24 protein-coding genes and 1 pseudogene are annotated in these 21,513 nt (G+C 55.3%); 10 read left to right on the top strand and 15 right to left on the bottom strand.

Annotated features, from left to right (window positions below):
* Window positions 1–24 precede the first annotated feature (24 nt).
* Window positions 25–516, bottom strand: a complete 492-nt coding sequence (locus ACSZO1_RS01355; RefSeq protein ID WP_437608757.1) for a YajQ family cyclic di-GMP-binding protein — start codon at window positions 514–516, stop codon at window positions 25–27.
* A gap of 208 nt (window positions 517–724) precedes the next feature.
* Between ACSZO1_RS01355 and panE the strand changes: the two genes are divergently transcribed.
* Both panE and yajL read left to right on the top strand, forming a co-directional pair.
* Window positions 725–1,645: a 2-dehydropantoate 2-reductase gene (gene panE, locus ACSZO1_RS01360; protein WP_437608759.1), complete on the top strand. Its 921-nt coding sequence runs from the start codon at window positions 725–727 to the stop codon at window positions 1,643–1,645.
* Window positions 1,599–2,219 carry a protein deglycase YajL gene (gene yajL, locus ACSZO1_RS01365; protein ID WP_437608761.1) on the top strand — a complete coding sequence of 207 codons (621 nt, stop codon included), beginning with the start codon at window positions 1,599–1,601 and terminating at the stop codon, window positions 2,217–2,219. The genes panE and yajL overlap by 47 nt, the downstream gene beginning before the upstream one ends.
* 165 nt (window positions 2,220–2,384) lie before the next feature.
* On the opposite strand, the gene thiI is transcribed toward yajL, so the two are convergent.
* Window positions 2,385–3,833, bottom strand: a complete 1,449-nt coding sequence (thiI, locus tag ACSZO1_RS01370; RefSeq protein ID WP_437608763.1) for a tRNA uracil 4-sulfurtransferase ThiI — start codon at window positions 3,831–3,833, stop codon at window positions 2,385–2,387.
* A 235-nt stretch (window positions 3,834–4,068) separates the two neighbouring features.
* On the opposite strand from thiI, the gene xseB reads away from it, so the two are divergent.
* The 4 genes from xseB to ACSZO1_RS01390 all read left to right on the top strand — a co-directional run bounded on the left by xseB (window position 4,069) and on the right by ACSZO1_RS01390 (window position 8,134).
* On the top strand, window positions 4,069–4,311 hold the full coding sequence (gene xseB / locus ACSZO1_RS01375; RefSeq protein ID WP_437608764.1) for an exodeoxyribonuclease VII small subunit: 243 nt from the start codon (window positions 4,069–4,071) through the stop codon (window positions 4,309–4,311).
* A complete protein-coding gene (ispA, locus tag ACSZO1_RS01380) occupies window positions 4,311–5,210 on the top strand; it encodes a (2E,6E)-farnesyl diphosphate synthase (protein ID WP_437608766.1) in 900 nt (299 codons plus the stop codon). Before xseB ends, ispA begins: the two co-directional genes overlap by 1 nt.
* Before the next feature lie 8 nt (window positions 5,211–5,218).
* Window positions 5,219–7,084 (top strand): 1-deoxy-D-xylulose-5-phosphate synthase, encoded by a 1,866-nt coding sequence (gene dxs, locus ACSZO1_RS01385; protein ID WP_437608768.1) that lies wholly within the window; start codon window positions 5,219–5,221, stop codon window positions 7,082–7,084.
* A gap of 75 nt (window positions 7,085–7,159) precedes the next feature.
* Complete coding sequence (locus ACSZO1_RS01390; protein WP_437608770.1) at window positions 7,160–8,134, top strand: aldo/keto reductase; 975 nt, start codon at window positions 7,160–7,162, stop codon at window positions 8,132–8,134.
* 45 nt (window positions 8,135–8,179) lie between these two features.
* On the opposite strand, the gene pgpA is transcribed toward ACSZO1_RS01390, so the two are convergent.
* The 6 genes from pgpA to nrdR all read right to left on the bottom strand — a co-directional run bounded on the left by pgpA (window position 8,180) and on the right by nrdR (window position 12,250).
* Window positions 8,180–8,686, bottom strand: coding sequence for a phosphatidylglycerophosphatase A (gene pgpA, locus ACSZO1_RS01395; RefSeq protein WP_437608772.1), 507 nt, complete (start codon window positions 8,684–8,686; stop codon window positions 8,180–8,182).
* Entirely contained in the window at window positions 8,664–9,641 is a 978-nt protein-coding gene (thiL, locus tag ACSZO1_RS01400; protein ID WP_437608774.1) for a thiamine-phosphate kinase, read from the bottom strand. The genes pgpA and thiL overlap by 23 nt, the downstream gene beginning before the upstream one ends.
* Before the next feature lie 53 nt (window positions 9,642–9,694).
* Window positions 9,695–10,114 carry a transcription antitermination factor NusB gene (gene nusB, locus ACSZO1_RS01405; RefSeq protein ID WP_437608776.1) on the bottom strand — a complete coding sequence of 140 codons (420 nt, stop codon included), beginning with the start codon at window positions 10,112–10,114 and terminating at the stop codon, window positions 9,695–9,697.
* A gap of 19 nt (window positions 10,115–10,133) precedes the next feature.
* Entirely contained in the window at window positions 10,134–10,604 is a 471-nt protein-coding gene (gene ribH / locus ACSZO1_RS01410) for a 6,7-dimethyl-8-ribityllumazine synthase (RefSeq protein ID WP_437608778.1), read from the bottom strand.
* A gap of 89 nt (window positions 10,605–10,693) precedes the next feature.
* Entirely contained in the window at window positions 10,694–11,797 is a 1,104-nt protein-coding gene (gene ribD, locus ACSZO1_RS01415; protein ID WP_437608780.1) for a bifunctional diaminohydroxyphosphoribosylaminopyrimidine deaminase/5-amino-6-(5-phosphoribosylamino)uracil reductase RibD, read from the bottom strand.
* A gap of 3 nt (window positions 11,798–11,800) precedes the next feature.
* Window positions 11,801–12,250, bottom strand: coding sequence for a transcriptional regulator NrdR (gene nrdR / locus ACSZO1_RS01420; protein WP_437608782.1), 450 nt, complete (start codon window positions 12,248–12,250; stop codon window positions 11,801–11,803).
* A gap of 161 nt (window positions 12,251–12,411) precedes the next feature.
* Between nrdR and ACSZO1_RS01425 the strand changes: the two genes are divergently transcribed.
* Window positions 12,412–12,981, top strand: coding sequence for a DUF3251 domain-containing protein (locus tag ACSZO1_RS01425; protein ID WP_437608784.1), 570 nt, complete (start codon window positions 12,412–12,414; stop codon window positions 12,979–12,981).
* 30 nt (window positions 12,982–13,011) lie between these two features.
* Here the strand turns inward: ACSZO1_RS01425 and ACSZO1_RS01430 are convergent, their stop codons facing one another.
* Window positions 13,012–13,476, bottom strand: coding sequence for an HPP family protein (locus ACSZO1_RS01430; protein WP_437608786.1), 465 nt, complete (start codon window positions 13,474–13,476; stop codon window positions 13,012–13,014).
* A 99-nt stretch (window positions 13,477–13,575) separates the two neighbouring features.
* On the opposite strand from ACSZO1_RS01430, the gene ACSZO1_RS01435 reads away from it, so the two are divergent.
* A complete protein-coding gene (locus ACSZO1_RS01435; protein ID WP_437608788.1) occupies window positions 13,576–14,133 on the top strand; it encodes a TetR/AcrR family transcriptional regulator in 558 nt (185 codons plus the stop codon).
* Window positions 14,134–14,176: 43 nt separating this feature from the next.
* On the opposite strand, the gene secF is transcribed toward ACSZO1_RS01435, so the two are convergent.
* The 5 genes from secF to queA all read right to left on the bottom strand — a co-directional run bounded on the left by secF (window position 14,177) and on the right by queA (window position 19,679).
* Window positions 14,177–15,145: a protein translocase subunit SecF gene (gene secF, locus ACSZO1_RS01440; RefSeq protein ID WP_437608790.1), complete on the bottom strand. Its 969-nt coding sequence runs from the start codon at window positions 15,143–15,145 to the stop codon at window positions 14,177–14,179.
* A gap of 10 nt (window positions 15,146–15,155) precedes the next feature.
* Complete coding sequence (gene secD, locus ACSZO1_RS01445; RefSeq protein WP_437608792.1) at window positions 15,156–17,003, bottom strand: protein translocase subunit SecD; 1,848 nt, start codon at window positions 17,001–17,003, stop codon at window positions 15,156–15,158.
* A 27-nt stretch (window positions 17,004–17,030) separates the two neighbouring features.
* Window positions 17,031–17,363, bottom strand: a complete 333-nt coding sequence (gene yajC / locus ACSZO1_RS01450; protein ID WP_437608794.1) for a preprotein translocase subunit YajC — start codon at window positions 17,361–17,363, stop codon at window positions 17,031–17,033.
* Window positions 17,364–17,387: 24 nt separating this feature from the next.
* The gene (gene tgt, locus ACSZO1_RS01455; protein ID WP_437608796.1) at window positions 17,388–18,512 is read right to left on the bottom strand and encodes a tRNA guanosine(34) transglycosylase Tgt; all 1,125 of its coding nucleotides are present in this window, start codon (window positions 18,510–18,512) and stop codon (window positions 17,388–17,390) included.
* A gap of 96 nt (window positions 18,513–18,608) precedes the next feature.
* On the bottom strand, window positions 18,609–19,679 hold the full coding sequence (gene queA / locus ACSZO1_RS01460) for a tRNA preQ1(34) S-adenosylmethionine ribosyltransferase-isomerase QueA (protein ID WP_437608798.1): 1,071 nt from the start codon (window positions 19,677–19,679) through the stop codon (window positions 18,609–18,611).
* 171 nt (window positions 19,680–19,850) lie between these two features.
* On the opposite strand from queA, the gene ACSZO1_RS01465 reads away from it, so the two are divergent.
* The gene (locus ACSZO1_RS01465) at window positions 19,851–20,432 is read left to right on the top strand and encodes an ACP phosphodiesterase (RefSeq protein WP_437608800.1); all 582 of its coding nucleotides are present in this window, start codon (window positions 19,851–19,853) and stop codon (window positions 20,430–20,432) included.
* Between the two features lie 198 nt (window positions 20,433–20,630).
* Window positions 20,631–21,233, top strand: a complete 603-nt coding sequence (locus tag ACSZO1_RS01470) for a peroxiredoxin C (RefSeq protein WP_437608802.1) — start codon at window positions 20,631–20,633, stop codon at window positions 21,231–21,233.
* A 116-nt stretch (window positions 21,234–21,349) separates the two neighbouring features.
* On the opposite strand, the pseudogene ACSZO1_RS01475 reads toward ACSZO1_RS01470, so the two are convergent.
* Window positions 21,350–21,513 (bottom strand): annotated as a pseudogene (locus ACSZO1_RS01475) (IS30 family transposase); the annotation flags it as partial.

Below are 21,513 nucleotides of genomic sequence, written 5' to 3' on the forward strand. Positions count from 1 at the left end.
GCCATTGATTCGTTGCCTGCGAGATTAATCGCGGAAATTCTTAAACTGGAACGGCTGGCCGAGATTGCCATTGCGCACCAATGCCATCGCGCCCTGCAGATCGTCGCGAGACTTGCCTGTTACGCGCACTTCTTCGCCCTGAATCTGCGACTGCACTTTCAGCTTGCTGTCTTTAATCAGTTTGACGATCTTCTTCGCCACATCGGTAGCAATGCCCTTCTTCAGTTTCGCCTCGACACTCCAGCTCTTGCCGCTGTGTTCAATCTGCTCCGGCACTTCCAGCGCTGCGCCCTCAATACCGCGCTTCATCAGTTTCTCACGCAGAATATCCACCAGCTGTTTCACCTGGAAATCCGATTCACTGCTCACTTTGATGGATTCGTTCTTTTCATTCAGCTCAAAGCTGGCGGTGACGTTACGAAAATCGAAGCGCGTGGACACTTCACGATTGGCATTTTCCACCGCATTGCGGACTTCTGGCATGTCGATTTCAGAAACGATATCGAAAGATGGCATGTTTTATTCTCCAGATTCTAAAGTGAGATGCATAATACCCGCTTATACCGGTCAAATAAAATCGCAGACACAGAAAGTCTTACCCTAAGTAACCCAGGTTGCAGGCAGGCGGCAGACACGCTGACCTGCTGCTTAAAGTATGACGGGTATATACTTAAAAAAGTGCCATACCATGGCACAGAAAAGAACCCGCACGCGGGGAGGAAGAATGAAAATTACTGTTCTGGGTTGCGGTGCATTGGGGCAAATCTGGTTATCTGCCCTCGAACAACAGGGACATGAAGTACAGGGATGGTTACGCGTACCGCAGCCGTACTGTTCGGTGAATGTGCTCGAACTTGATGGCACGGTGGTGAATAAAACCTGTATCGCTAACGATCCGCTGTTTCTCGCGGAAAGCGATCTGCTGCTGGTCACACTGAAAGCCTGGCAGGTCGCAGAAGCCGTGCATAATCTGCAGGCGTTACTGCCGCCCTCCTGCCCTGTGCTATTGCTGCACAATGGCATGGGTACACTGGAAGAGCTAAAAGATCTGACGCAACCCATTCTGCAGGGCGTCACCACCCACGCGGCAAAGCGTGACGGCACGGTGATTGTCCATGTCGCAGGTGGCACCACCCATATCGGCCCGGCGACGCCGGAAAGCCAGGGACTGAGTGAACTGGCAGATATCCTGCACCATGCCCTGCCGGATGTCGCCTGGCATAACCACATCGCCTCCGCCAGCTGGCAGAAACTGGCGGCGAATTGTGTGATCAACCCGCTCAGTGCAGTCTACGACTGTACGAATGGCGAGCTGCTGGCCCATCACGATGAGATCGTGGCTTTGTGCGGGGAAATCGCCACGGTGATGGCGCGCGAAGGGCAGCATACCTCACGCGACAGCCTGCTGGATTATGTGCTGGCGGTCATCAACAGCACCGCAGTCAACACCTCGTCGATGCTGCAGGATATCCGCAGCCAGCGACGGACTGAAATTGAATACATTACCGGCTATTTATTGCGCCGTGCACGGGCACAGGGCATTACCGCCCCGGAGAATAGCCGGCTTTACGATCTGATTAAGCGAAAGGAACAAGCGTATGAGCGAGAATCTGTCGGTGCTGGTTTGCCTGGCACATGGCACTGAAGAGACCGAAGCCGTCACCACTATCGACTTGCTGGTGCGCGCGGGCATCCGCGTCACGACCGCTTCGGTTGAAAGTGATGGTGCACGTGAGATTGTCTGCTCGCGTGGTGTGCGTCTGTTAGCGGATGAAAAACTGGTGGATGTGGCGGATAACCCGTTTGACGCCATTGTCCTGCCGGGCGGGCTGAAAGGCGCGCAAACCTTCCGCGACAGCCCATTGCTGGTGGAAACCGTACGCCAGTTTCATCTCTCCGGGCGTGTTGTTGCGGCGATTTGTGCAGCAGCAGGTACGGTGCTGGTGCCACACAATCTGTTTCCGGTCGGGAATATGACCGGTTTCCCTGGGCTGAAAGAGACCATTCCAGCCGAGAAATGGGTGGATAAACGGGTGGTATGGGATGAGCGCGTGAATCTGCTGACCAGTCAGGGACCGGGTACTGCCATCGATTTTGCGCTGAAACTGATTGACCTGCTGATCGGCAGTGACGCAGCCCGTGAAGTGGCGTCCCAGATGGTGCTGGCGGCAGGGATTTTCGATTATCGCGAGTGGGCGGTAAACCAGAACCAGCAGTGAGTGGAATATCTTTAGACGGGCACGATTCTGATCCCCTCCTCTGTCTTATGGGGGAGGGTCAGGGAGGGGAAGCAAGCAGCACAGAGTCGTTTGTTCCCCCATCCCAGCGTTTACGAACCACATCCCTGTGGTTCGCCCTTCGGGCCAAGAAGCTTCGGTCAAACCTTACGGACGATAAACCTTCACATTACTGAAGCCCTGCTCGCGCAGATACAGCGCCTGCAAACGGCTCATCACACCGCGATCGCAATACAACAACCAGGTCTTGCTCTGGTCCAGATCGCCAAACTGCGTGCTCAGCTTATAGAACGGCAGCGACTTCACTTCCACGCCGTCCAGCGCCAGTGGCTTATCATCCTGCTCATCGACAGAGCGGATATCCAGCACCACATCATTGCTGCCAAACGAAGCGACGGTTTCCACTTCCACCACCTCTTCCTGCGTTTTAGTGGCGATATCGCGGATATCGACATTGGTTGCTTCCTGCACCACCCGGTCGAGAATCGCGAAATCGAAATTCTGCTCTTCGGCTTCGATCTTCGCTTTAATCGCTTTCACCGTCGGACTTTTCGAAATCACACCGCAGTATTCCGGCATGGTACGGGCAAAGTCCTCAGTGCCAATCTGGCGCGCCAGATTGATAATGTGCTCTTTATCGTGGGAAATCAGTGGGCGCAGAATCAGCGTATCGCTGGCGTTATCGATTAAACGCAGGTTGGTCAGCGTCTGGCTGGAAACCTGACCCAGAGCTTCACCGGTGACCAGCGCCTGCACACCATAACGTTCTGCGACCTGCGAAGCCGCGCGCACCATCATACGCTTCAGCACCACGCCCATCTGACCGTCATCGACTTTTTCCAGAATCTCGCCGACCACGGGTTCAAAGTTAATCGCGACAAAACGCACGCGGTGTGAACTGCCGAAACGGTTCCACAGATAATGCGCCACCTGGCGCACACCGATTTCATGTGCCGCACCGCCGAGGTTAAAGAAGCAGTAGTGCACACGGCAGCCACGACGCATCAGCATATAACTGGACACACCGGAGTCGAAACCGCCGGAAATCAGCGACAGCACATCTTCCTGTGTGCCAATCGGGAAGCCACCAATGCCTTCATAACGGCCGGTAATCAGCAGCAGACGGTCATTTTCGATTTCCAGATTGACCGTCACCTCCGGGTGATTCAGCTGCACGCGCGCGCTGGCAACGTGCTGATTCAGACCACCGCCAACATAGCGTTCCACATCCTGGGAGCTAAACTCATGTTTGCCGCGACGTTTCACGCGCACACAGAAGCTTTTGCCTTCAATGCGTTCGCGATACAGCGCCAGCGTCTGCTCAAAAATATCGTGCACATCGCTGTAGGCGTGGTCTTCCACCGCCAGAATATGGTGGATACCGGGAATACGCGTCAGATGATCGACAATGGCAGGACGCTGCGTTTCGTCTTTGGCACGGACTTCGATGTGATCCCAGTGGCGCATCACCGCCAGTGAATCATCATACTGTTTAAGAACGTTACGAATATTCCCTGTCAGGATTTTAATAAAGCGCAAGCGCACAGACTGGCTTTTGATGGTGATTTCAGGGAATAATTTAATGATAAACTTCATGGCAGCACAGGTTCGTTGTGACAATTAAGGGCTAAAAATTGTGGCGCTTAACTGTTAAAATCAATGTATTGCAAAGCAGCCTGAGCCCTTTGCATCCGAGGCGCGCAAGTATATCACCTTTGCCCGCGGACTGCTGCTGCAACCACCACTGATATCATTATTTTGCTAATTATTTCGAGTCAGCTACCATAGCCGACTTGCGCGTTACCAGGTCACTACGGAGCCGAAACCGATTATGCCGAAAAAAGCCGAACAGCCCACCAGCTTTGAAAGCTCGCTCCAGCAGCTGGAACAGATTGTTACCCGTCTGGAAAGCGGTGATCTGCCGCTGGAAGAAGCCCTGACCGAATTCGAGCGCGGCGTGCAGCTGGCGCGTGCGGGTCAGCAGAAATTGCAGCAGGCTGAGCAACGCGTGCAAATCCTGCTGAGCGACGATAAAGACGCCGAACTGACCCCTTTCACCCCGGACGGTGAATAATGGATTTTGCCAAATTACTTAACGCGTACCACGAACGTGTTAATGCCGCGCTGAGCCGTTTATTAGCGCCACTGCCTTTTCAGAGTTCTCCTCTGGTGAATGCCATGGAATATGGCGCATTATTGGGTGGCAAAAGATTACGTCCGTTTCTGGTTTACGCCACGGGCGACATGTTAAAAGCCGACCCGGCCAGCCTGGATGCACCGGCCGCTGCAGTAGAGTGTATCCACGCCTACTCACTGATTCACGACGATCTGCCCGCCATGGATGACGACAACCTGCGCCGCGGCCAGCCGACCTGCCATATTAAATTTGGTGAAGATACCGCCATTCTGGCAGGCGATGCGCTGCAGACGCTGGCGTTTTCGATTCTCGCCGATGAACCGATGCCAGGTGTGGGCGCGCAAGAGCGTATCGCCATGATCTCCGAACTGGCACGCGCCAGCGGCGTGGCAGGCATGTGTGGCGGTCAGGCGCTGGACCTGGCAGCGGAAGGTCAGCAGATTGATTTACCTGCGCTGGAGCAGATCCATCGCCATAAAACCGGCGCGTTGATCCGCGCGGCAGTCCGCCTCGGGGCGCTGGCAGCCGGTGAACGCGGCCGCGAAGCACTACCGGCACTGGATCGCTATGCTGACGCTATCGGCTTAGCTTTCCAGGTGCAGGACGATATTCTGGATGTGGTTGGCGATACAGCAATCCTTGGCAAACGCCAGGGCGCCGACCAGGATTTGGGTAAGAGCACCTACCCGGCGTTAATGGGGCTGGAAAATGCCCGTGCAAAAGCCTGGGACCTGTATCAGGAATCCCTCAGTTCTTTAGACACGCTTGCTGCGCAATCTTTCAATACAACGTCATTACAAGCGCTGGCAAGCTTCATAATTGAACGCGACAAATAGAGTCTCTGATGAGTTTTGATATAGCAAAATACCCGACACTGGCGCTGGCGAGTTCGGTGCAGGAATTACGTTTACTGCCGCGCGAAAGCCTGCCGAAACTGTGTGATGAGCTGCGGCAATATCTGCTCGACAGTGTCAGCCGCTCCAGCGGCCATTTTGCCTCCGGACTGGGGGTGGTTGAGCTGACCGTGGCACTGCACTATGTGTATAACACGCCCTTCGACCATCTGGTGTGGGACGTGGGCCACCAGGCGTACCCGCATAAAATTCTGACGGGACGTCGTGACCGTATTGGCACCATTCGCCAGAAAAACGGTCTGCATCCTTTCCCGTGGCGTGAAGAGAGTGAGTTTGACGTACTCAGCGTCGGCCACTCCTCCACCTCCATCAGCGCGGCGCTGGGTATGGCCGTGGCCGCAGGAAAAGAAGGCAAAGGCCGCCGTACCGTCAGTGTGATTGGTGATGGCGCGATTACCGCGGGCATGGCATTTGAAGCGATGAACCACGCGGGTGATGTGAAAGCCGATATGCTGGTGGTGCTGAACGACAACGAAATGTCGATCTCAGAAAACGTCGGTGCGCTGAATAATCGTCTGGCACAAATCCTCTCCGGCAAAACTTATTCCCGGCTGCGTGAAGGCGGCAAGAAAGTCCTCACCGGTCTGCCACCGATTAAAGAGCTGGTGAAACGTACCGAAGAGCACCTGAAAGGCATGGTGGTGCCAGGTACGCTGTTTGAAGAGCTGGGCTTTAACTATATTGGCCCGGTGGACGGCCACGATGTGCTGGCGCTGGTACAGACGCTGAAAAACATGCGCAGCCTGAAAGGGCCGCAGTTCCTGCATATCATGACTAAAAAAGGCAAAGGCTACGCCCCTGCCGAAAAAGATCCGATCAGCTGGCACGCGGTGCCAAAATTCGACCCGGCCAGCGGCCTGCTGCCAAAAAGCGCCGAAGCCCTGCCGAGTTATTCGAAGATTTTCGGTAACTGGTTAAGCGAAGTGGCCGCCGATGACAGCAAGCTGATGGCGGTCACGCCTGCGATGCGCGAAGGTTCCGGTATGGTGAGCTTCTCTCGCGATTATCCGGCGCAATATTTCGATGTGGCGATTGCTGAACAACATGCGGTCACCTTTGCGGCCGGGCTGGCGATTGGCGGCTACAAACCGGTGGTGGCGATCTACTCCACTTTCCTGCAGCGCGCGTATGATCAGCTGATCCATGATGTCGCGATCCAGAAGCTGCCTGTGCTGTTCGCCATCGATCGTGGCGGCATTGTCGGTGCCGACGGTCAGACCCACCAGGGTGCTTTCGACCTCGCCTTCCTGCGTTGCATCCCGGAAATGGTGATCATGACGCCAAGTGATGAGAACGAATGCCGCCAGATGCTGTATACCGGCTATCACTATCAGGATGGCCCGAGTGCAGTACGCTATCCGCGCGGTACTGGCACCGGCGCCACACTGGAACCGCTGGCGGCACTGGCGCTCGGTAAAGGCGTGAAAAAACGCAGTGGCGAAAAGCTGGCGATTCTCAACTTCGGCACCCTGCTGCCGGAAGCACAGGCCGCTGCCGAAGCACTGAATGCTACGCTGGTCGATATGCGCTTTGTCAAACCGCTCGACGAGTCGCTGGTACTGGAACTGGCCGCCAGCCACGATGCGCTGGTGACGCTGGAAGAAGGTGCCATTAAAGGCGGAGCCGGCAGCGGCGTTAACGAACTGCTGATGGCAAAACGCCGCCCGGTGCCGGTATTGAATCTGGGCCTGCCGGATATCTTTATCTCGCAGGGCACGCAGCAGGAGATCCGCCACGATCTGCAGCTTGACGCCGAAGGTATCCAGGCGCAGATCGCCCGCTGGCTGGCGCAGTAACCTCTCTCTGGCTCCCCATCCGGGGAGCCTGTTACCTGCTATGCTTTAACCTGAGCTAACCAGCAGGGAGTCATCATGAAAACTATTCAGTTCGGCAGCACCGCGCTGCAGGTTTCCCGTCTGTGTCTGGGATGTATGACCTATGGCGAACCCGACCGCGGTAAGCATGTCTGGACGTTGCCGGAAGAGAGCAGCCGCCCGCTGATTAAGCAGGCGCTGGAAGCGGGCATCAACTTCTTCGATACCGCCAACAGCTACTCCGATGGCAGCAGCGAAGAGATTGTCGGTCGCGCCCTGCGCGATTTCGCCCGCCGCGATGAAATTGTTGTCGCCACCAAAGTCTATTTTCCAATGAGTAATTTGTCGGGCGGACTGTCGCGTAAAAATATTCTGCAGTCGATTGATGACAGCCTGACACGGCTGGGCATGGATTATGTCGATCTGCTGCAGATCCACCGCTGGGACTACGACACGCCGCTCGAAGAGACGCTGGAAGCGTTGCACGATGTGGTGCAGGCAGGTAAGGCACGCTATATCGGCGCTTCATCGATGCATGCCGCGCAGTTTGCTAATGCGCTGAGTACCGCCACCCAGCATGGCTGGACACGCTTTGTCAGCATGCAGGATCAATACAATCTGATCCAGCGTGAAGAAGAGAACGAAATGCATCCGCTGTGTCTGGCGAATAATATCGCCGTACTGCCGTGGAGCCCGCTGGCACGTGGCAAACTCACCCGTCCCTGGGGCGAAACCACCGCGCGTTCGGTCTCTGATGAGGTATCGAAAAACCTGTACAGCCAGACAGAAGAGAATGATGCCGCCATCGCCAAACGGGTGGAGACTATCGCCGCGGATAAAGGCGTCAGCCGGGCGCAGATTGCGCTGGCATGGCTGCTGAGCAAACCGGCGGTGACGGCACCGATTATCGGCGCGTCACGCAGCGAACAGCTGGATGATTTGCTGCAGGCACTGGACGTGGAATTGAGCAGTGAAGAAATCGCCGAGCTGGAAACGGTGTATAAACCGCATCCGGTGGTGGGGTTCGAGTAAGGACAGAAACAGGCTTCCCCTGCTACGGGGAAGCATGATCTCCAGTTACAGCGGCCAGTAGTGCCCCAGTGACCAGAGCACGCCAGCAGCGATAATCCCGGCGATGATATCGTCAACCATAATCCCCATGCCGCCGTGCACATTACGGTCAAACCAGCGAATCGGCCATGGTTTCCAGATATCGAGTACGCGGAAAATCACAAAACCGGCGGCAACCCACGGCCACTCATTCACCGGCAGCGCCATCAGCGTGATCCACATACCGATAAACTCGTCCCAGACGATGCTGCCGTGATCATGCACGCCCATGTCTTTGGCAGTGCGATGGCAAAGGTAAACGCCAAGCGAAATCCCCAGCATCACCAGCAGCGAGTAAATCTGCAACGGCAGGAACGTCATCAGCCACCAGAACGGGATCGCCGCCAGCGAACCCACGGTGCCCGGCATCCACGGACTCAGACCGCTGCCAAATCCGGTCGCCAGCAGATGCCATGGGTTACTCAGTTTCAGGTGGCTTTTCGCGACATCTTTAGCGAGTGACAAAATGGTCAAATCCTTTCAGGTTAAACTCCACCACCTTACCCTGTTCGAGTAACGTCAGGCCTTCTGTCGCAGGAGCGATCTGGCCAATACAGGTGTAAGGCACACCGAGACGTCCCAGCGCCACATCCAGCGCGCCACGGTTAATTTCCGGAATGGTAAAGCAAAGTTCGTAATCTTCGCCGCCGGTTAACGCCCAGCGCAGCGCCTGCGGTCGTTCGATATGCTCCTGCAGCGTCGCGGACAGCGGCAGCGCATCCAGATTGATACGTGCGCCACAGTCACTGGCTTTCAGCACATGGCCGAGATCGGCAATCAGACCGTCAGAAATATCAATCGCCGCACTGGCCAGATCGCGCAGCGCCTGGCCCTGCAGAATACGCGGCATCGGTCGCAAATGGCGCTTAATCAGCACCTCATGCGCCGCCGGATCAGCCAGACGAATATGATGCTGCAGCAAGGCCAGCCCTGCCGCGCTGTCGCCCAACGTGCCGGTAACAAAGATCCAGTCGCCCGGTTTTGCTCCTGAGCGTTTCAGTGCCCGGCCTGTCGGCACCAGGCCATGGATACCCAGCGTCAGGCTGCGCGGACCGCGCGTGGTGTCACCACCCACCAGCTGCATATCGTAGTAATCCAGCAGTTCAAACAGGCTGTCGCTAAAATCTTTCAGCCAGGTTTCATCCACTTCCGGTAATGTCAGCGCCAGCGTCAGCCATGCCGGATCGGCACCCATTGCGGCCAGATCGCTGAGATTCACCGCCAGTGCTTTATAGCCGAGATCGGCAGGATGGATATCGCGTAAGAAGTGGATGCCCTCAACGAGGGTATCGGTGCTGATAGCCAGAGTCTTTTTTTCCGGCACGTTCAGTAATGCGCAGTCGTCGCCAATGCCTTTTTCCACATCGCGACGAGAGCTTGTCACACGGTTAAAGTAACGCGCGATAAGTTCGAATTCGCCACATGCCATAAATGCTTTCCGCTAAGACGTAGAACAGGCCGGAGAACCGGCCTGGGAGATGATTACTTTCTGTTGGGGCGAATCTGTGGAGCAACTTTATCCAGCACGCCGTTGACGAATTTGTGGCTGTCTTCTGCGCCAAACACTTTCGCCAGTTCGATACCTTCGTTAATGGCCACTTTATAAGGCACATCAGAACGCTTGCTCAACTCGAACAGCGAAATACGCAGGATGGCTTTCTCCACCTGACCCAGCTCTTCCAGCTGACGGGACAGGTAAGGTTTCATCAGACCATCGAGGTATGCGCTGTTGGTCGCAACACCGCCCACTAACTCGCGGAAGTAGCTGATATCAACGTCTTTGACGTCTTGCTCCGCCAGGAACTGGTATTCAACATCAGCGATGTCGTTATTCGACAGCTGCCAGGAGTAAAGCGCCTGGACAGCGCATTCACGGGCGCGGCGACGTGCAGCAGGTTTCACAAAATTCCCCTTACAAAAATCAGGCCTTGATGGCTTTCAATACATTAATCATTTCGAGTGCCGTCAGCGCAGCTTCCGCGCCTTTGTTACCCGCTTTGGTGCCCGCACGCTCAATAGCCTGCTCGATGCTTTCAGTGGTCAGAACGCCAAACGCCACCGGAATATCACAGTTCAGAGCAACATTGCCCAGGCCAGAGCTTGCTTCACCCGCAACATATTCGAAGTGTGCAGTGCCACCACGGATCACAGTACCCAGCGCGATAACCGCGTCATGCTTGCCAGATTTCGCCAGCGCGCGTGCAGTCAGTGGCAGCTCGTAAGCACCCGGAACCCAGACCACAGTGATGTTTTCATCTTTCACCTGACCAATGCGTTTCAGCGCATCGACAGCGCCTTCCAGCAGGCTGTTATTGATGAAATGGTTGAAACGCGCAATAACAATGGCAACGCGTGCGTCAGGAGTGGCTACAGCTGCTTCAATAGTCTTCATACTTTTCCTTTCAGGGTTCTGTTTGGCCCCGCAGGGGGGCGGATTCTATCATACTCTTCGTCGGTCTGCTTCCGCTTTATGGCAAACCGTTAGCGAGGTGTCAGTGTCAGGCGTAAATCGGGGCCGACCTGGCGCACATCGCTAAAAGAAAACGTTGGTGCATCAGCCAGTTGTGTCAGACCAGGCAACTGGCATAACCCGCGGGCGTCATCGCCCAGCAGTTTAGGAGCGACATAGACAATCACTTCATCGACCACACCCGCCGTCAGCAATGCGCCAGCCAGACTGGCGCCCGCTTCCACCCACAGGGTATTCAGCTGGCGTTTGCCCAGCAGCATAAGCAGCGAAACCAGATCGACCTTCTGCTGTTGTTCAGGCACCAGCAGTTGCTCGACCTGCTCCGGCCACGCCTGTTGATCGGCCTGCAGACGTGCCAGCAGGGTGTTGCCCGGCAGGTTAATCAGCCGGTGCTGCGGTGTGACGCGGTTCTGACTGTCGATAATCACCCGCGTCGGCTGACGTAAATCATCCTGCGCGTATGCCGTGCGCGATGCGTCATCCAGCTCATCCCAGCGCACAGTCAGGGAAGGATCATCTGCCAGCACAGTGGCGCTGGTAGAAAGAATGGCGGAGCTCTGCGCCCGCAGACGCTGCACATCACGGCGCGCCTGTGGTGAAGTGATCCACTGGCTTTCGCCGCTGGCCATCGCGGTGCGGCCATCCAGCGACGCGCCAAGCTTCAGCTGCACCCATGGGAAACCCGTGCGCATACGTTTGAGAAAACCGCGGTTCAGCGCTTCAGCTTCATTCATCATCAGGCCATGACTGACCTCAATGCCCGCCTGTTGCAGGCGGTACAGACCACGACCCGCCACTTCCGGGTTCGGGTCCTGCATCGCGGCCACCACACGCGCCACACCGGCGTTAATCAGCGCATCACAGCACGGCGGCGTGCGGCCAAAGTGACTGCACGGCTCCAGCGTGACATACGCCGTCGCACCACGCGCCAGTTCACCCGCCATGCGCAATGCATGCACTTCGGCATGGGGTTCGCCCGCGCGATGATGCCAGCCTTCGCCGACGATCACGCCATCACGCACAATAACGCAACCCACATTCGGATTCGGCGTGGTGGTAAAACGGCCACGGCGCGCCAGCTCCAGCGCGCGCGCCATATACAATTCATCGTGCATGATTTAATCCTGTAATTTGGCGATTTCTTCGCCAAATTCGCGAATATCTTCAAAGCTGCGGTAAACCGAGGCAAAACGGATATACGCCACTTTATCCAGCTTCTTCAGTTCATCCATCACCAGGTTGCCGATCATTTTACTCGGCACCTCGCGCTCACCCGTCGCACGCAGCTGAGTTTTAATATGGCTGATGGCGTTTTCCACCGCATCGGAGCTGACCGGACGTTTCTCCAGCGCCTTCATAAAGCCGCTAATCAGTTTATCTTCGTTAAACGGTTCGCGGACATCATTGCTTTTCACCACGCGTGGCATCACCAGTTCCGCCACTTCAAAAGTGGTAAAACGTTCATGACAAACCAGACACTGGCGGCGACGGCGCACTGACGTCCCCTCTCCCACCAGACGGGAATCAATCACTTTGGTGTCCACGGCAGAACAGAATGGGCAATGCATGACGCTTCCTGATAATTTACCAAATTGGTCAATAGTGTAGCGCGAAGTGGCGGTTAACAAAATAACCACAGATGCCATTCGCATCCGCATCATCGGCAATGACCGTGGAAGCAGAAATCCGCTATGCTTAACAATAACTTCTTTGCAGGGAGCGATTACGCATGAAGCAGCAAAAAACAGCCATTCTCAGCCTGATGACTGCCGTGTTACTGCTGGCAGGATGTGCGTCGCCAAAGCCACCCGCGGTGAATAAACTGCATAATGAAATCGGCAAGCTGAACCAGCAGATGCGCCAGCTCACCGATGAAGCGACCGCCGTGGAACAACAGAACCAGCTCAACAGCAGCGGCATGCAGGGGGCATGGTTACTGCCTGCCGCCAATACCGTGGTACTGCTGCACAGCAATGCAGGCGACCTGCGTCTGTCGTTAAGCCATGTTGAAGCGGAAGCCAGTGGCAGCCGGGCGATACTGCATATTCGCGCCGCCGGGGAACAGCCACTGGTGCCGTTCAGCGCACAAATTGAATGGGGAGCACTGGACCCGGTCACCGGCAAACCGCTAGCCAGTGAAAAACAGACCCAGACCATCGAGATCCCCGCCTCTCTGCTGCCAAAAGCAGAAACGAGCGTGTTACTGCGTTTAAGCGGTATCCAGCCCGAGCAGCTGGGTTATGTGCGGGTGCATGAGATTGTGCCACAAACCGCCCAGCAACCAGCTGCCAGCCAGTAGAATCGTTCTTTCCTCGCCTGCGGGCGGGGATTACTGCGCATTCCGCTGCCAGCGAGCGGGATTGCGCAGATAACTGACACCCCAGCCCAGCAACACCATCGCCACGGCACCACTCAATACCGGCATTAGCAGGAATGACCAGCTCTGCCCGGTCAGCATAATCAATAGCGGGTTTGCTCCCGCAGGCGGATGCGTTGTGCCGGTCAGCAGCATTGCGCTCACCGCCAGTCCCGATGCCAGCGCCAGGCTCAGCGGCGTAACGCCAACCCACTGCATAAAGCAAACACCGATCAGGGCGGTAAGAAAGTGTCCCACAATCACATTCTTCGCTCTGGCGAGCGGGCTATCCGGCAAACCAAAGACCAGCACCGCCGTCGCACCAAATGGCGCCATCAGCAACATCCATCCCATATGCAGGGTATCAATATACGCCAGCAGGCCAATTGCCAGACCGGCACCCGCGCCGGAAATCAGAGGGAAAATCACTTTATTCATCGCTGTTTTACCTTACACCAGAAAGTAGACCGATTTGTCCACCTGACAAAGTAGACAAATCGGTATACCTTTGTCAATATCAGCATGCAGGAGGATGCAATGAACGATAAAAAACAGCAGTTAATTACCACTGCGCTGAAACTGTTTAATCAGAAAGGGATCAACTCGGTTGGCATCAATGAGGTGCTTGCGGCTTCCGGTATCGCGAAGAAAACGCTGTATCACCACTTCCCCGGCAAAGAGGAGCTGGTGCTGGCGACGCTTGAACATCGTGATGCGCTATTTATGGGCTGGCTGACGTCGCGTCTGGAGTGGGCGACCACAAAGGATGATGTTGTGGCCGCACTTTTTGCCGCACTGTCGGACTGGTTTCACAGCGAAGTTGTGGAATTAAGTACGTTCCACGGCTGTTTTTTTATCAACACCGCAGCGGAGATTCGCGATGCGTCAACGGCTGTCGCCCGTTACTGTGCGGAACATAAAGCAAAAGTTCGTGAGCTGATACGACAGAAATTACCGCATGAGGAGGAGTCGTTTATCGATTTGCTCTGCCTGCTGAAAGAAGGGGCAATTATCTCAGCATTTGTCGGGCAGGATTTGGATGCAGCGGAAAAGAGCCTGCAACTGGCGCGCCGTGCCTGCAGAACCGCACCATAAAAAAAGCCACGCGCTTGCGTGGCTTTTTGGTTATCCGTGCAGATTAAGGCAGAATTGACGGCTGATCCGCCCCTTCTTTCTCAACTTTCTGCTGGATCAGATGCTCACGCTTCATACCCAGTTTCAGAGCCAGTGCAGAAGAAACGTAGATAGAAGAGATAGTACCGATCGCCACACCAATCAGCATGGTCAGTGAGAAGCCTTTCAGCAGCGCACCACCAAAGATGAACAGGATCAGGATCATCGCCAGCGTGGTCAGCGAGGTGATCAAGGTACGGCTCAGCGTCTGGGTCAGCGACACGTTAGTGATTTCGTAAGAAGTACCGCGGCGGATCTTGCGGAAGTTCTCACGAATACGGTCGGAAACCACGATCTTATCGTTAAGCGAGTAACCAATCACCGACATCAGCGACGCGACAATGGTCAGGTCGATTTCGATGTAGAACAGCGACAAAATGCCGCAGGTGATGATCACGTCGTGCGCCAGTGCCAGCACCGTACCCAGTGCCAGACGCCACTCAAAACGAAAACCGATGTAGATCAGAATCGCAATCAGCGCCGACAGCAATGCCATCGCCCCTGCCTGCGCCAGATCGCTACCGACCGTCGGACCGACAAACTCGATACGCTTCACTGTGGCGTTCTGCTGAGCGGTCTCGTTGATCACCGACACCACTTTGTTACCCAGTTCCTGACCCGCAGCCCCTTCAACCGGCGCCATACGCACCATCACATCGCGGCTGCTGCCAAAGTTCTGCACCAGCGGCTCCTGGAAGCCTGCTTTCACCAGCGATTCACGCAGGGCGTCCAGCTCGGCCGGTTTTTCCAGGTTGATCTCAATCACCGTCCCGCCGGTAAAGTCGAGGCCCCAGTTGAAGCCCTTGACTGCGACAATGGCGACAGACGCCATGATCAGCAGGCCGGAGATGATAAAGGCCAGCGTGTCCCAGCGCATAAAGTCGACGACCTTACGCCCATGGTTCAGCTGTTCAATACTATATTCCTGTGCCACAACGCACTCCTCAGATAGACAGCTTGTTGACGCGTTTGCCGCCGTACACCAGGTTAACGATGGCACGGGTGCCGACGATAGCGGTAAACATGGAGGTTGCGATACCGATAGCAGTAGTGATCGCAAAGCCCTTAATTGAACCGGTACCGACCGCATAAAGAATGATAACTTTAATCAGCGTGGTGACGTTCGCATCGACGATACTGGAGAAGGCGCCTTTATAGCCTTCATGAATCGCCTGCTGCACCGAGCGCCCGTTACGCAACTCTTCTTTAATACGTTCGTTAATCAGTACGTTCGCATCCACCGCCACCGCCAGCGTCAGCACAATACCGGCAATACCCGGCATGGTGAGCGTTGCACCTGGCAGCAGTGACATCACGCCAACAATCAGCACCAGGTTCGCCAGCAGCGCGCTGGTGGCGATCATGCCGAATTTCTTATAGAACACCACCATAAACAGGATGGAGGCGATCAGACCCCACAGGCACGCTTCCAGACCCTGAGTGATGTTCTGCGCACCCATGGTTGGACCGATGGTACGCTCTTCCACGATCTGAATCGGCGCAATCAACGCACCGGCACGCAGCAGCAGCGACAGCTGACGCGCTTCGTTCGGGTTGTTGATACCAGTGATGCGGAAGCTGTTACCCAGACGTGACTGGATGTTGGCAACGTTAATCACCTCTTCCTGCTTCTCGAGGATAGTACGGCCGTTAGCATCTTTCTTACCGCTGTCTTTGTACTCGACAAACAGCGTCGCCATTGGCTTACCGATATTATCCTTGGTGAAGTTGGACATGGTGTTGCCACCAGCGCTGTCCAGAGAGATGTTAACCTGCGGCTGGTTGTACTCGTCCGTACTGGAGGTTGAGTCGGTGATATGGTCACCGGTCAGGATCACACGTTTGTACAGCACCACTGGCTGACCATCACGCGTCTGCTTCACTTCGGAGTCGCCCGGCACACGGCCGCTGGCGGCAGCAGACTGATCAACAGAGGTATTCACCAGACGGAATTCCAGTGTGGCAGTCGCGCCGAGGATCTCTTTCGCCCGCGCGGTATCCTGGATACCCGGCAGTTCGACCACGATGCGATCCGCACCCTGACGCTGTACCAGTGGCTCAGCGACACCCAGCTGGTTCACACGGTTACGCAGGATGTTGATGTTCTGCTGCACCGCGTATTCACGCGCTTCACGCAGACGTTCATCACTCATCACCGCACGCAGGGCGTTGTTACCGCTGTTGCTGATCACCAGATCGCGGTGACGGGAAGTCAGCCAGGTCACGGCCTGATCGCGCGTCGCGCTATCACGGAACTGCACTTCAGCACCATAGTTGTCGATTTTACGCACTGTGGTGTAAGAAATGGATTTTTCACGCAGGTCGCTGCGCAGGCTGTCCATGGTCTGTTCCTGCAGTTTACCCAGCGCAGTGTCCATATCCACTTCCATCAGGAAGTGAACGCCACCACGCAGGTCGAGGCCCAGTTTCATTGGTTCAGCCGCCAGCAGGGTTAACCAGCGCGGGGTTGCCGGCGCCAGGTTAAGCGCGACAACGTAATTCTCGCCAAGCACCTTCATAATGGCTTCACGGGCGCGCAGTTGCACATCCGTGTTAGCAAAACGCGCCATGATAGCGCCGTTTTCCAGCGCAATAGATTTGCTCTGGATATTATCTTGTTTTAATGCTTCCTGGATCTGACCCAGCGTCTGTTCACTGGCGGCGCCACCGCGCGCGCCAGTGATCTGCACAGCCGGATCCTCACCATACAGGTTGGGAAGTGCATACAGCAGGCCGATCAGCAACACAGCGACCAGCATGACGTACTTCCACAAAGGATAACGGTTTAACACGGCAGTTCCCTTAGGGAGAAACTAAAATTACAGCGCCTTCATCGTGCCTTTTGGCAGAACGGCAGCCACGAAATCACGTTTGATAACCACTTCGTTATTTTCGTTCAGTTCAATCGCGATATAACCGGTTTCTGCCACTTTGGTGACACGACCGACCAGGCCACCGGTGGTCAGCACTTCGTCACCTTTGCTGATGGAGTCCATCAGTTTTTTGTGCTCTTTCGCGCGCTTCTGCTGTGGACGCAGGATCATAAAGTAGAAAATCAGACCGAAGACCACCAGCATGATCACCAGGGAATAAGGACTACCCTGCGACGGCGCGCCTGCTGCAGCTACTGCGTCAGAAATGAAAAAGCTCATTAAAATTCCCTCATTGTTTAATTATCAGACGGTTAAAGGCGGAACAGCCTTACCTTTCCGTGTATAGAACTCGCTAACAAAGTGCTCTAATTTACCTTCTTCGATAGCCTGACGTAAACCCGCCATCACACGCTGGTAGTAACGCAGGTTATGGATGGTATTCAGACGTGCACCCAGTATTTCGTTACAGCGGTCAAGATGATGCAAGTAAGCGCGGCTGTAATTGCGACAGGTGTAACAATCACATTCAGCGTCCAGCGGAGATGTGTCATCTTTGTACTTCGCGTTACGGATTTTCACCACGCCGTCAGTGACGAACAGGTGGCCATTACGCGCGTTACGGGTAGGCATCACGCAGTCAAACATATCAATGCCGCGGCGCACACCTTCCACCAGGTCTTCCGGCTTACCGACGCCCATCAGATAGCGCGGTTTATCTTCCGGGATCTGCGGACAGACATGCTCCAGAATGCGGTGCATATCTTCTTTCGGTTCACCCACCGCCAGGCCGCCCACAGCGTACCCATCAAAGCCGATCTCTACCAGCCCTTTGACCGAGACATCACGTAAATCTTCGTAAACACTGCCCTGAATGATGCCAAACAGCGCATTTTTGTTGCCCAGTGAGTCAAAACGGTCGCGGCTGCGTTTCGCCCAGCGCAGTGACATTTCCATTGAGCGTTTGGCGTAATCCCAGTCAGCCGGGTATGGCGTACATTCGTCGAAGATCATCACGATATCGGAACCGAGATCGTACTGAATTTCCATCGATTTTTCCGGATCGAGGAAAATCGCGTCGCCGTTAATCGGGTTACGGAAGTGAACACCCGCTTCGGTGATCTTGCGGATATCACCAAGGCTGAACACCTGGAAACCGCCGGAGTCGGTGAGGATCGGCCCTTTCCACTGCATAAAATCGTGCAGATCGCCGTGCAGCTTCATAATTTCCTGACCCGGGCGCAGCCACAGGTGGAAGGTGTTGCCGAGGATAATCTGCGCACCGGTATCCTGTACTTCTTCCGGTGTCATACCTTTCACGGTGCCGTAGGTGCCCACGGGCATAAACGCCGGGGTTTCCACCACGCCGCGATCAAAAATCAGACGGCCACGGCGTGCGCGTCCGTCGGTGGTATCAAGTTCAAACTTCACATTGCCTCCAGACCAGCAGAGAAACAGTCTGCTGGTGCTTACTCTCGCGCCAAGCGCGATTGACTTACCGCCAGGCGACGCCCGGCGGCATATAGATTAGTTGCCGACTTTTTCCTGCTCAGCCTGCGGGTTACGGCTGATAAACATCGCATCACCATAACTAAAGAAACGGTACTGCTCTGCCACCGCCTGCTGGTAAGCGTGCATGGTATGGCGATAGCCTGCAAACGCCGACACCAGCATAATCAGCGTCGATTCCGGCAGATGGAAATTGGTGATCAGTGTGTCCACCACCTGCCACTGGTAACCCGGGTAGATAAAGATTTTGGTGTCATTGAAGAACGGCGCAATCAGCGCATCGTTACTGGCCTGTGCGGCGCTTTCCAGCGAACGCACCGAGGTGGTGCCGACGGCAATCACCCGGTTACCGCGCGCTTTACAGGCCAGCACCGCGTCAACCACATCCTGCGGCACTTCAGCGTATTCGGCGTGCATAATATGGTCTTCGATGCTGTCAACGCGCACAGGCTGGAAGGTGCCTGCGCCAACATGCAGCGTGACAAACGCCATCTCCACACCTTTTTCACGCAGCGCCGCCAGCAGCGGTTCATCAAAGTGCAGGCCAGCGGTTGGCGCGGCAACCGCACCCGGACGCTGGCTGTAGACCGTCTGATACAGTTCGCGGTCAGCATCTTCGTCAGGACGGTCGATATACGGCGGCAGCGGCATATGGCCGACGGCATTCAGAATATCCAGCACCGCGCGCTCATCATCAAAAGCAATTTCAAACAGCGCATCGTGGCGCGCCACCATGGTGGCCTTTACGCTCTCATCTTCACCCAGCAGCAACTCCGCACCTGGTTTTGGCGCTTTCGAGGCTCGCACATGGGCCAGCACACGCTTGTCATCGAGCATCCGCTCTACCAGCATTTCGATTTTGCCGCCGCTGACTTTGCGACCATAAACGCGCGCCGGGATCACCCGCGTGTTATTAAACACCAGCAGGTCGCCAGGATTGAGTTTATCCAGTACATCCGTAAACACGCCGTGGGACAACTCCCCCGTTGGCCCGTCAAGGGACAGCAAACGGCATCCGCTGCGCTGTGGCTGCGGGTAGTGGGCGATCAAAGACTCAGGTAACTCAAACGAAAAATCGGCAACGCGCATGGGTAAACATCTTCAGGTGTGAAACAGGCGGCATAGTCTAGCCCAAATGCCCTCAATTCTGAACCATTGATGTCTTAACCAATGTGACACAGCCACTGATTCGCTGCAGGACAATCATGCGCTCGCTGGCAACGCTGCCACTCCGTGCATGAAAGGGGTATACTGCGCGCCATGAACTTTCTCGCACACTTACATCTCGCCTCGCTGGCAGACAGCTCACTGCTGGGCAACCTGATGGCGGATTTCGTCCGCGGTAATCCACATGAGCAATGGCCTGCTGCGGTGGCGGACGGCATTATGCTGCACCGGCGTATTGACGTAATGACCGACTCCCTGCCGGAAGTGCGCGCTGCGCGTCAGTTTTTCCGCCCGGAAACCGCCCGTGTCGCGCCCATTACACTGGATGTCATTTGGGATCATTTCCTTTCTCGTAACTGGCTGAAAATACAGCCGGAAATTTCCCTGCCAGTTTTTCTGGCTCATGCACATTCTGTGATCGAACCCGAATTAGCCTGCACGCCCGACAGATTCCAGAATCTTAACTATTACTTATGGTCTGAGCGCTGGATGGAGAACTACGCCGAAGCGGAATATCTCGAGAAAGTGCTGCGCGGGATGGCCGCGCGGCGTCCACGTCTCGCGGCGCTACGTGACTCCTATCAGGATTTCATCACGCATTATCATGAGTTTGACGCACTGTTCTGGCAGTTTTACCCACGCATGATGGCGCAGGCGACACAGCAGCAGCTGTAATGGCTGCCCGTCTCAGCGGGTGCTTGCCCTTTTCGCAAAAAGGGTTATTGTATGAGCGTATCTTTATTATTTTCTTATTTCGATAGGTGTAGCCTATCTGATTAATCGGCGCTATGCATTGGTTTCCCTCCCGGCGAAACCTCTATACTTGCAGGCGTTATTTCTTTATTAACCCTTATTTTATTTACAGGAGTGAGCATGGTCCTGGTAACTCGTCAAGCCCCTGATTTTACTGCCGCAGCTGTGCTGGGCAACGGTGAAATCGTTGAGAACTTCAACTTCAAAAAACACACTGCGGGTAAAGCTACCGTTCTGTTCTTCTGGCCAATGGACTTCACTTTTGTTTGTCCGTCTGAGCTGATCGCTTTCGACAAGCGTTATGCTGAGTTTCAGAAACGTGGTGTGGAAGTTGTTGGTGTGTCTTTTGACTCCGAGTTCGTACACAACGCATGGCGTAACACTCCGGTTGAGAACGGCGGCATCGGCAAAGTGCAGTACGCGATGGTTGCTGACATCAAACGTGAAATCCAGAAAGCTTACGGTATCGAGCATCCGGACGCAGGCGTTGCGCTGCGCGGCTCATTCCTGATCGACAAAGACGGTGTGGTTCGTCACCAGGTGGTGAACGATCTGCCACTGGGTCGTAACATCGACGAAATGCTGCGTACTGTTGACGCGCTGCAGTTCCACGAAGAGCACGGCGAAGTGTGCCCGGCACAGTGGGAAAAAGGTAAAGAAGGTATGGGCGCGTCTCCGGAAGGCGTGGCTAAATACCTGTCAGAAAACGCCGCTAACCTGTAATTCAGGTCGGTTGCAAAAAACCCGCTACGGCGGGTTTTTTTATGTCCAGTGTAAAGGGTTACAGGTCTTTTATTTCATCATCATTCGTTCGGCGGATTCAACTCCGAAGTGCAACGCTAAGCCGCCAATCTTAGCTCTGCAAACACCACAGACGGTTGCCTGAATCCGAGACACTTGCGTGGCCTGCTGTTCAGCGCCCCCTGGTAGTGCTGTAAGTCTTCTTCTGACACTGTCCGCAGGTCAGTTCCCTTCGGGATAAACTGCCGTAACAGGCCGTTTG

The organism is Erwinia sp. V71 (assembly GCF_965644245.1).
GTDB lineage: Bacteria > Pseudomonadota > Gammaproteobacteria > Enterobacterales > Enterobacteriaceae > Erwinia.

What these genes read in the sequence shown, in the direction of transcription:
- ACSZO1_RS01430 (WP_437608786.1), bottom strand. Translation starts at nt 13,476, where the DNA reads ATGAATAAAGTGATTTTCCCTCTGATTTCCGGCGCGGGTGCCGGTCTG.
- ACSZO1_RS01390 (WP_437608770.1), top strand. Translation starts at nt 7,160, where the DNA reads ATGAAAACTATTCAGTTCGGCAGCACCGCGCTGCAGGTTTCCCGTCTG.
- nrdR (WP_437608782.1), bottom strand. Translation starts at nt 12,250, where the DNA reads ATGCATTGCCCATTCTGTTCTGCCGTGGACACCAAAGTGATTGATTCC.
- xseB (WP_437608764.1), top strand. Translation starts at nt 4,069, where the DNA reads ATGCCGAAAAAAGCCGAACAGCCCACCAGCTTTGAAAGCTCGCTCCAG.
- thiL (WP_437608774.1), bottom strand. Translation starts at nt 9,641, where the DNA reads ATGGCATGTGGCGAATTCGAACTTATCGCGCGTTACTTTAACCGTGTG.
- ACSZO1_RS01470 (WP_437608802.1), top strand. Translation starts at nt 20,631, where the DNA reads ATGGTCCTGGTAACTCGTCAAGCCCCTGATTTTACTGCCGCAGCTGTG.
- ispA (WP_437608766.1), top strand. Translation starts at nt 4,311, where the DNA reads ATGGATTTTGCCAAATTACTTAACGCGTACCACGAACGTGTTAATGCC.
- thiI (WP_437608763.1), bottom strand. Translation starts at nt 3,833, where the DNA reads ATGAAGTTTATCATTAAATTATTCCCTGAAATCACCATCAAAAGCCAG.
- ACSZO1_RS01435 (WP_437608788.1), top strand. Translation starts at nt 13,576, where the DNA reads ATGAACGATAAAAAACAGCAGTTAATTACCACTGCGCTGAAACTGTTT.
- queA (WP_437608798.1), bottom strand. Translation starts at nt 19,679, where the DNA reads ATGCGCGTTGCCGATTTTTCGTTTGAGTTACCTGAGTCTTTGATCGCC.
- yajC (WP_437608794.1), bottom strand. Translation starts at nt 17,363, where the DNA reads ATGAGCTTTTTCATTTCTGACGCAGTAGCTGCAGCAGGCGCGCCGTCG.
- ACSZO1_RS01425 (WP_437608784.1), top strand. Translation starts at nt 12,412, where the DNA reads ATGAAGCAGCAAAAAACAGCCATTCTCAGCCTGATGACTGCCGTGTTA.
- yajL (WP_437608761.1), top strand. Translation starts at nt 1,599, where the DNA reads ATGAGCGAGAATCTGTCGGTGCTGGTTTGCCTGGCACATGGCACTGAA.
- ACSZO1_RS01355 (WP_437608757.1), bottom strand. Translation starts at nt 516, where the DNA reads ATGCCATCTTTCGATATCGTTTCTGAAATCGACATGCCAGAAGTCCGC.
- ribH (WP_437608778.1), bottom strand. Translation starts at nt 10,604, where the DNA reads ATGAAGACTATTGAAGCAGCTGTAGCCACTCCTGACGCACGCGTTGCC.
- ribD (WP_437608780.1), bottom strand. Translation starts at nt 11,797, where the DNA reads ATGCACGATGAATTGTATATGGCGCGCGCGCTGGAGCTGGCGCGCCGT.
- dxs (WP_437608768.1), top strand. Translation starts at nt 5,219, where the DNA reads ATGAGTTTTGATATAGCAAAATACCCGACACTGGCGCTGGCGAGTTCG.
- panE (WP_437608759.1), top strand. Translation starts at nt 725, where the DNA reads ATGAAAATTACTGTTCTGGGTTGCGGTGCATTGGGGCAAATCTGGTTA.
- ACSZO1_RS01465 (WP_437608800.1), top strand. Translation starts at nt 19,851, where the DNA reads ATGAACTTTCTCGCACACTTACATCTCGCCTCGCTGGCAGACAGCTCA.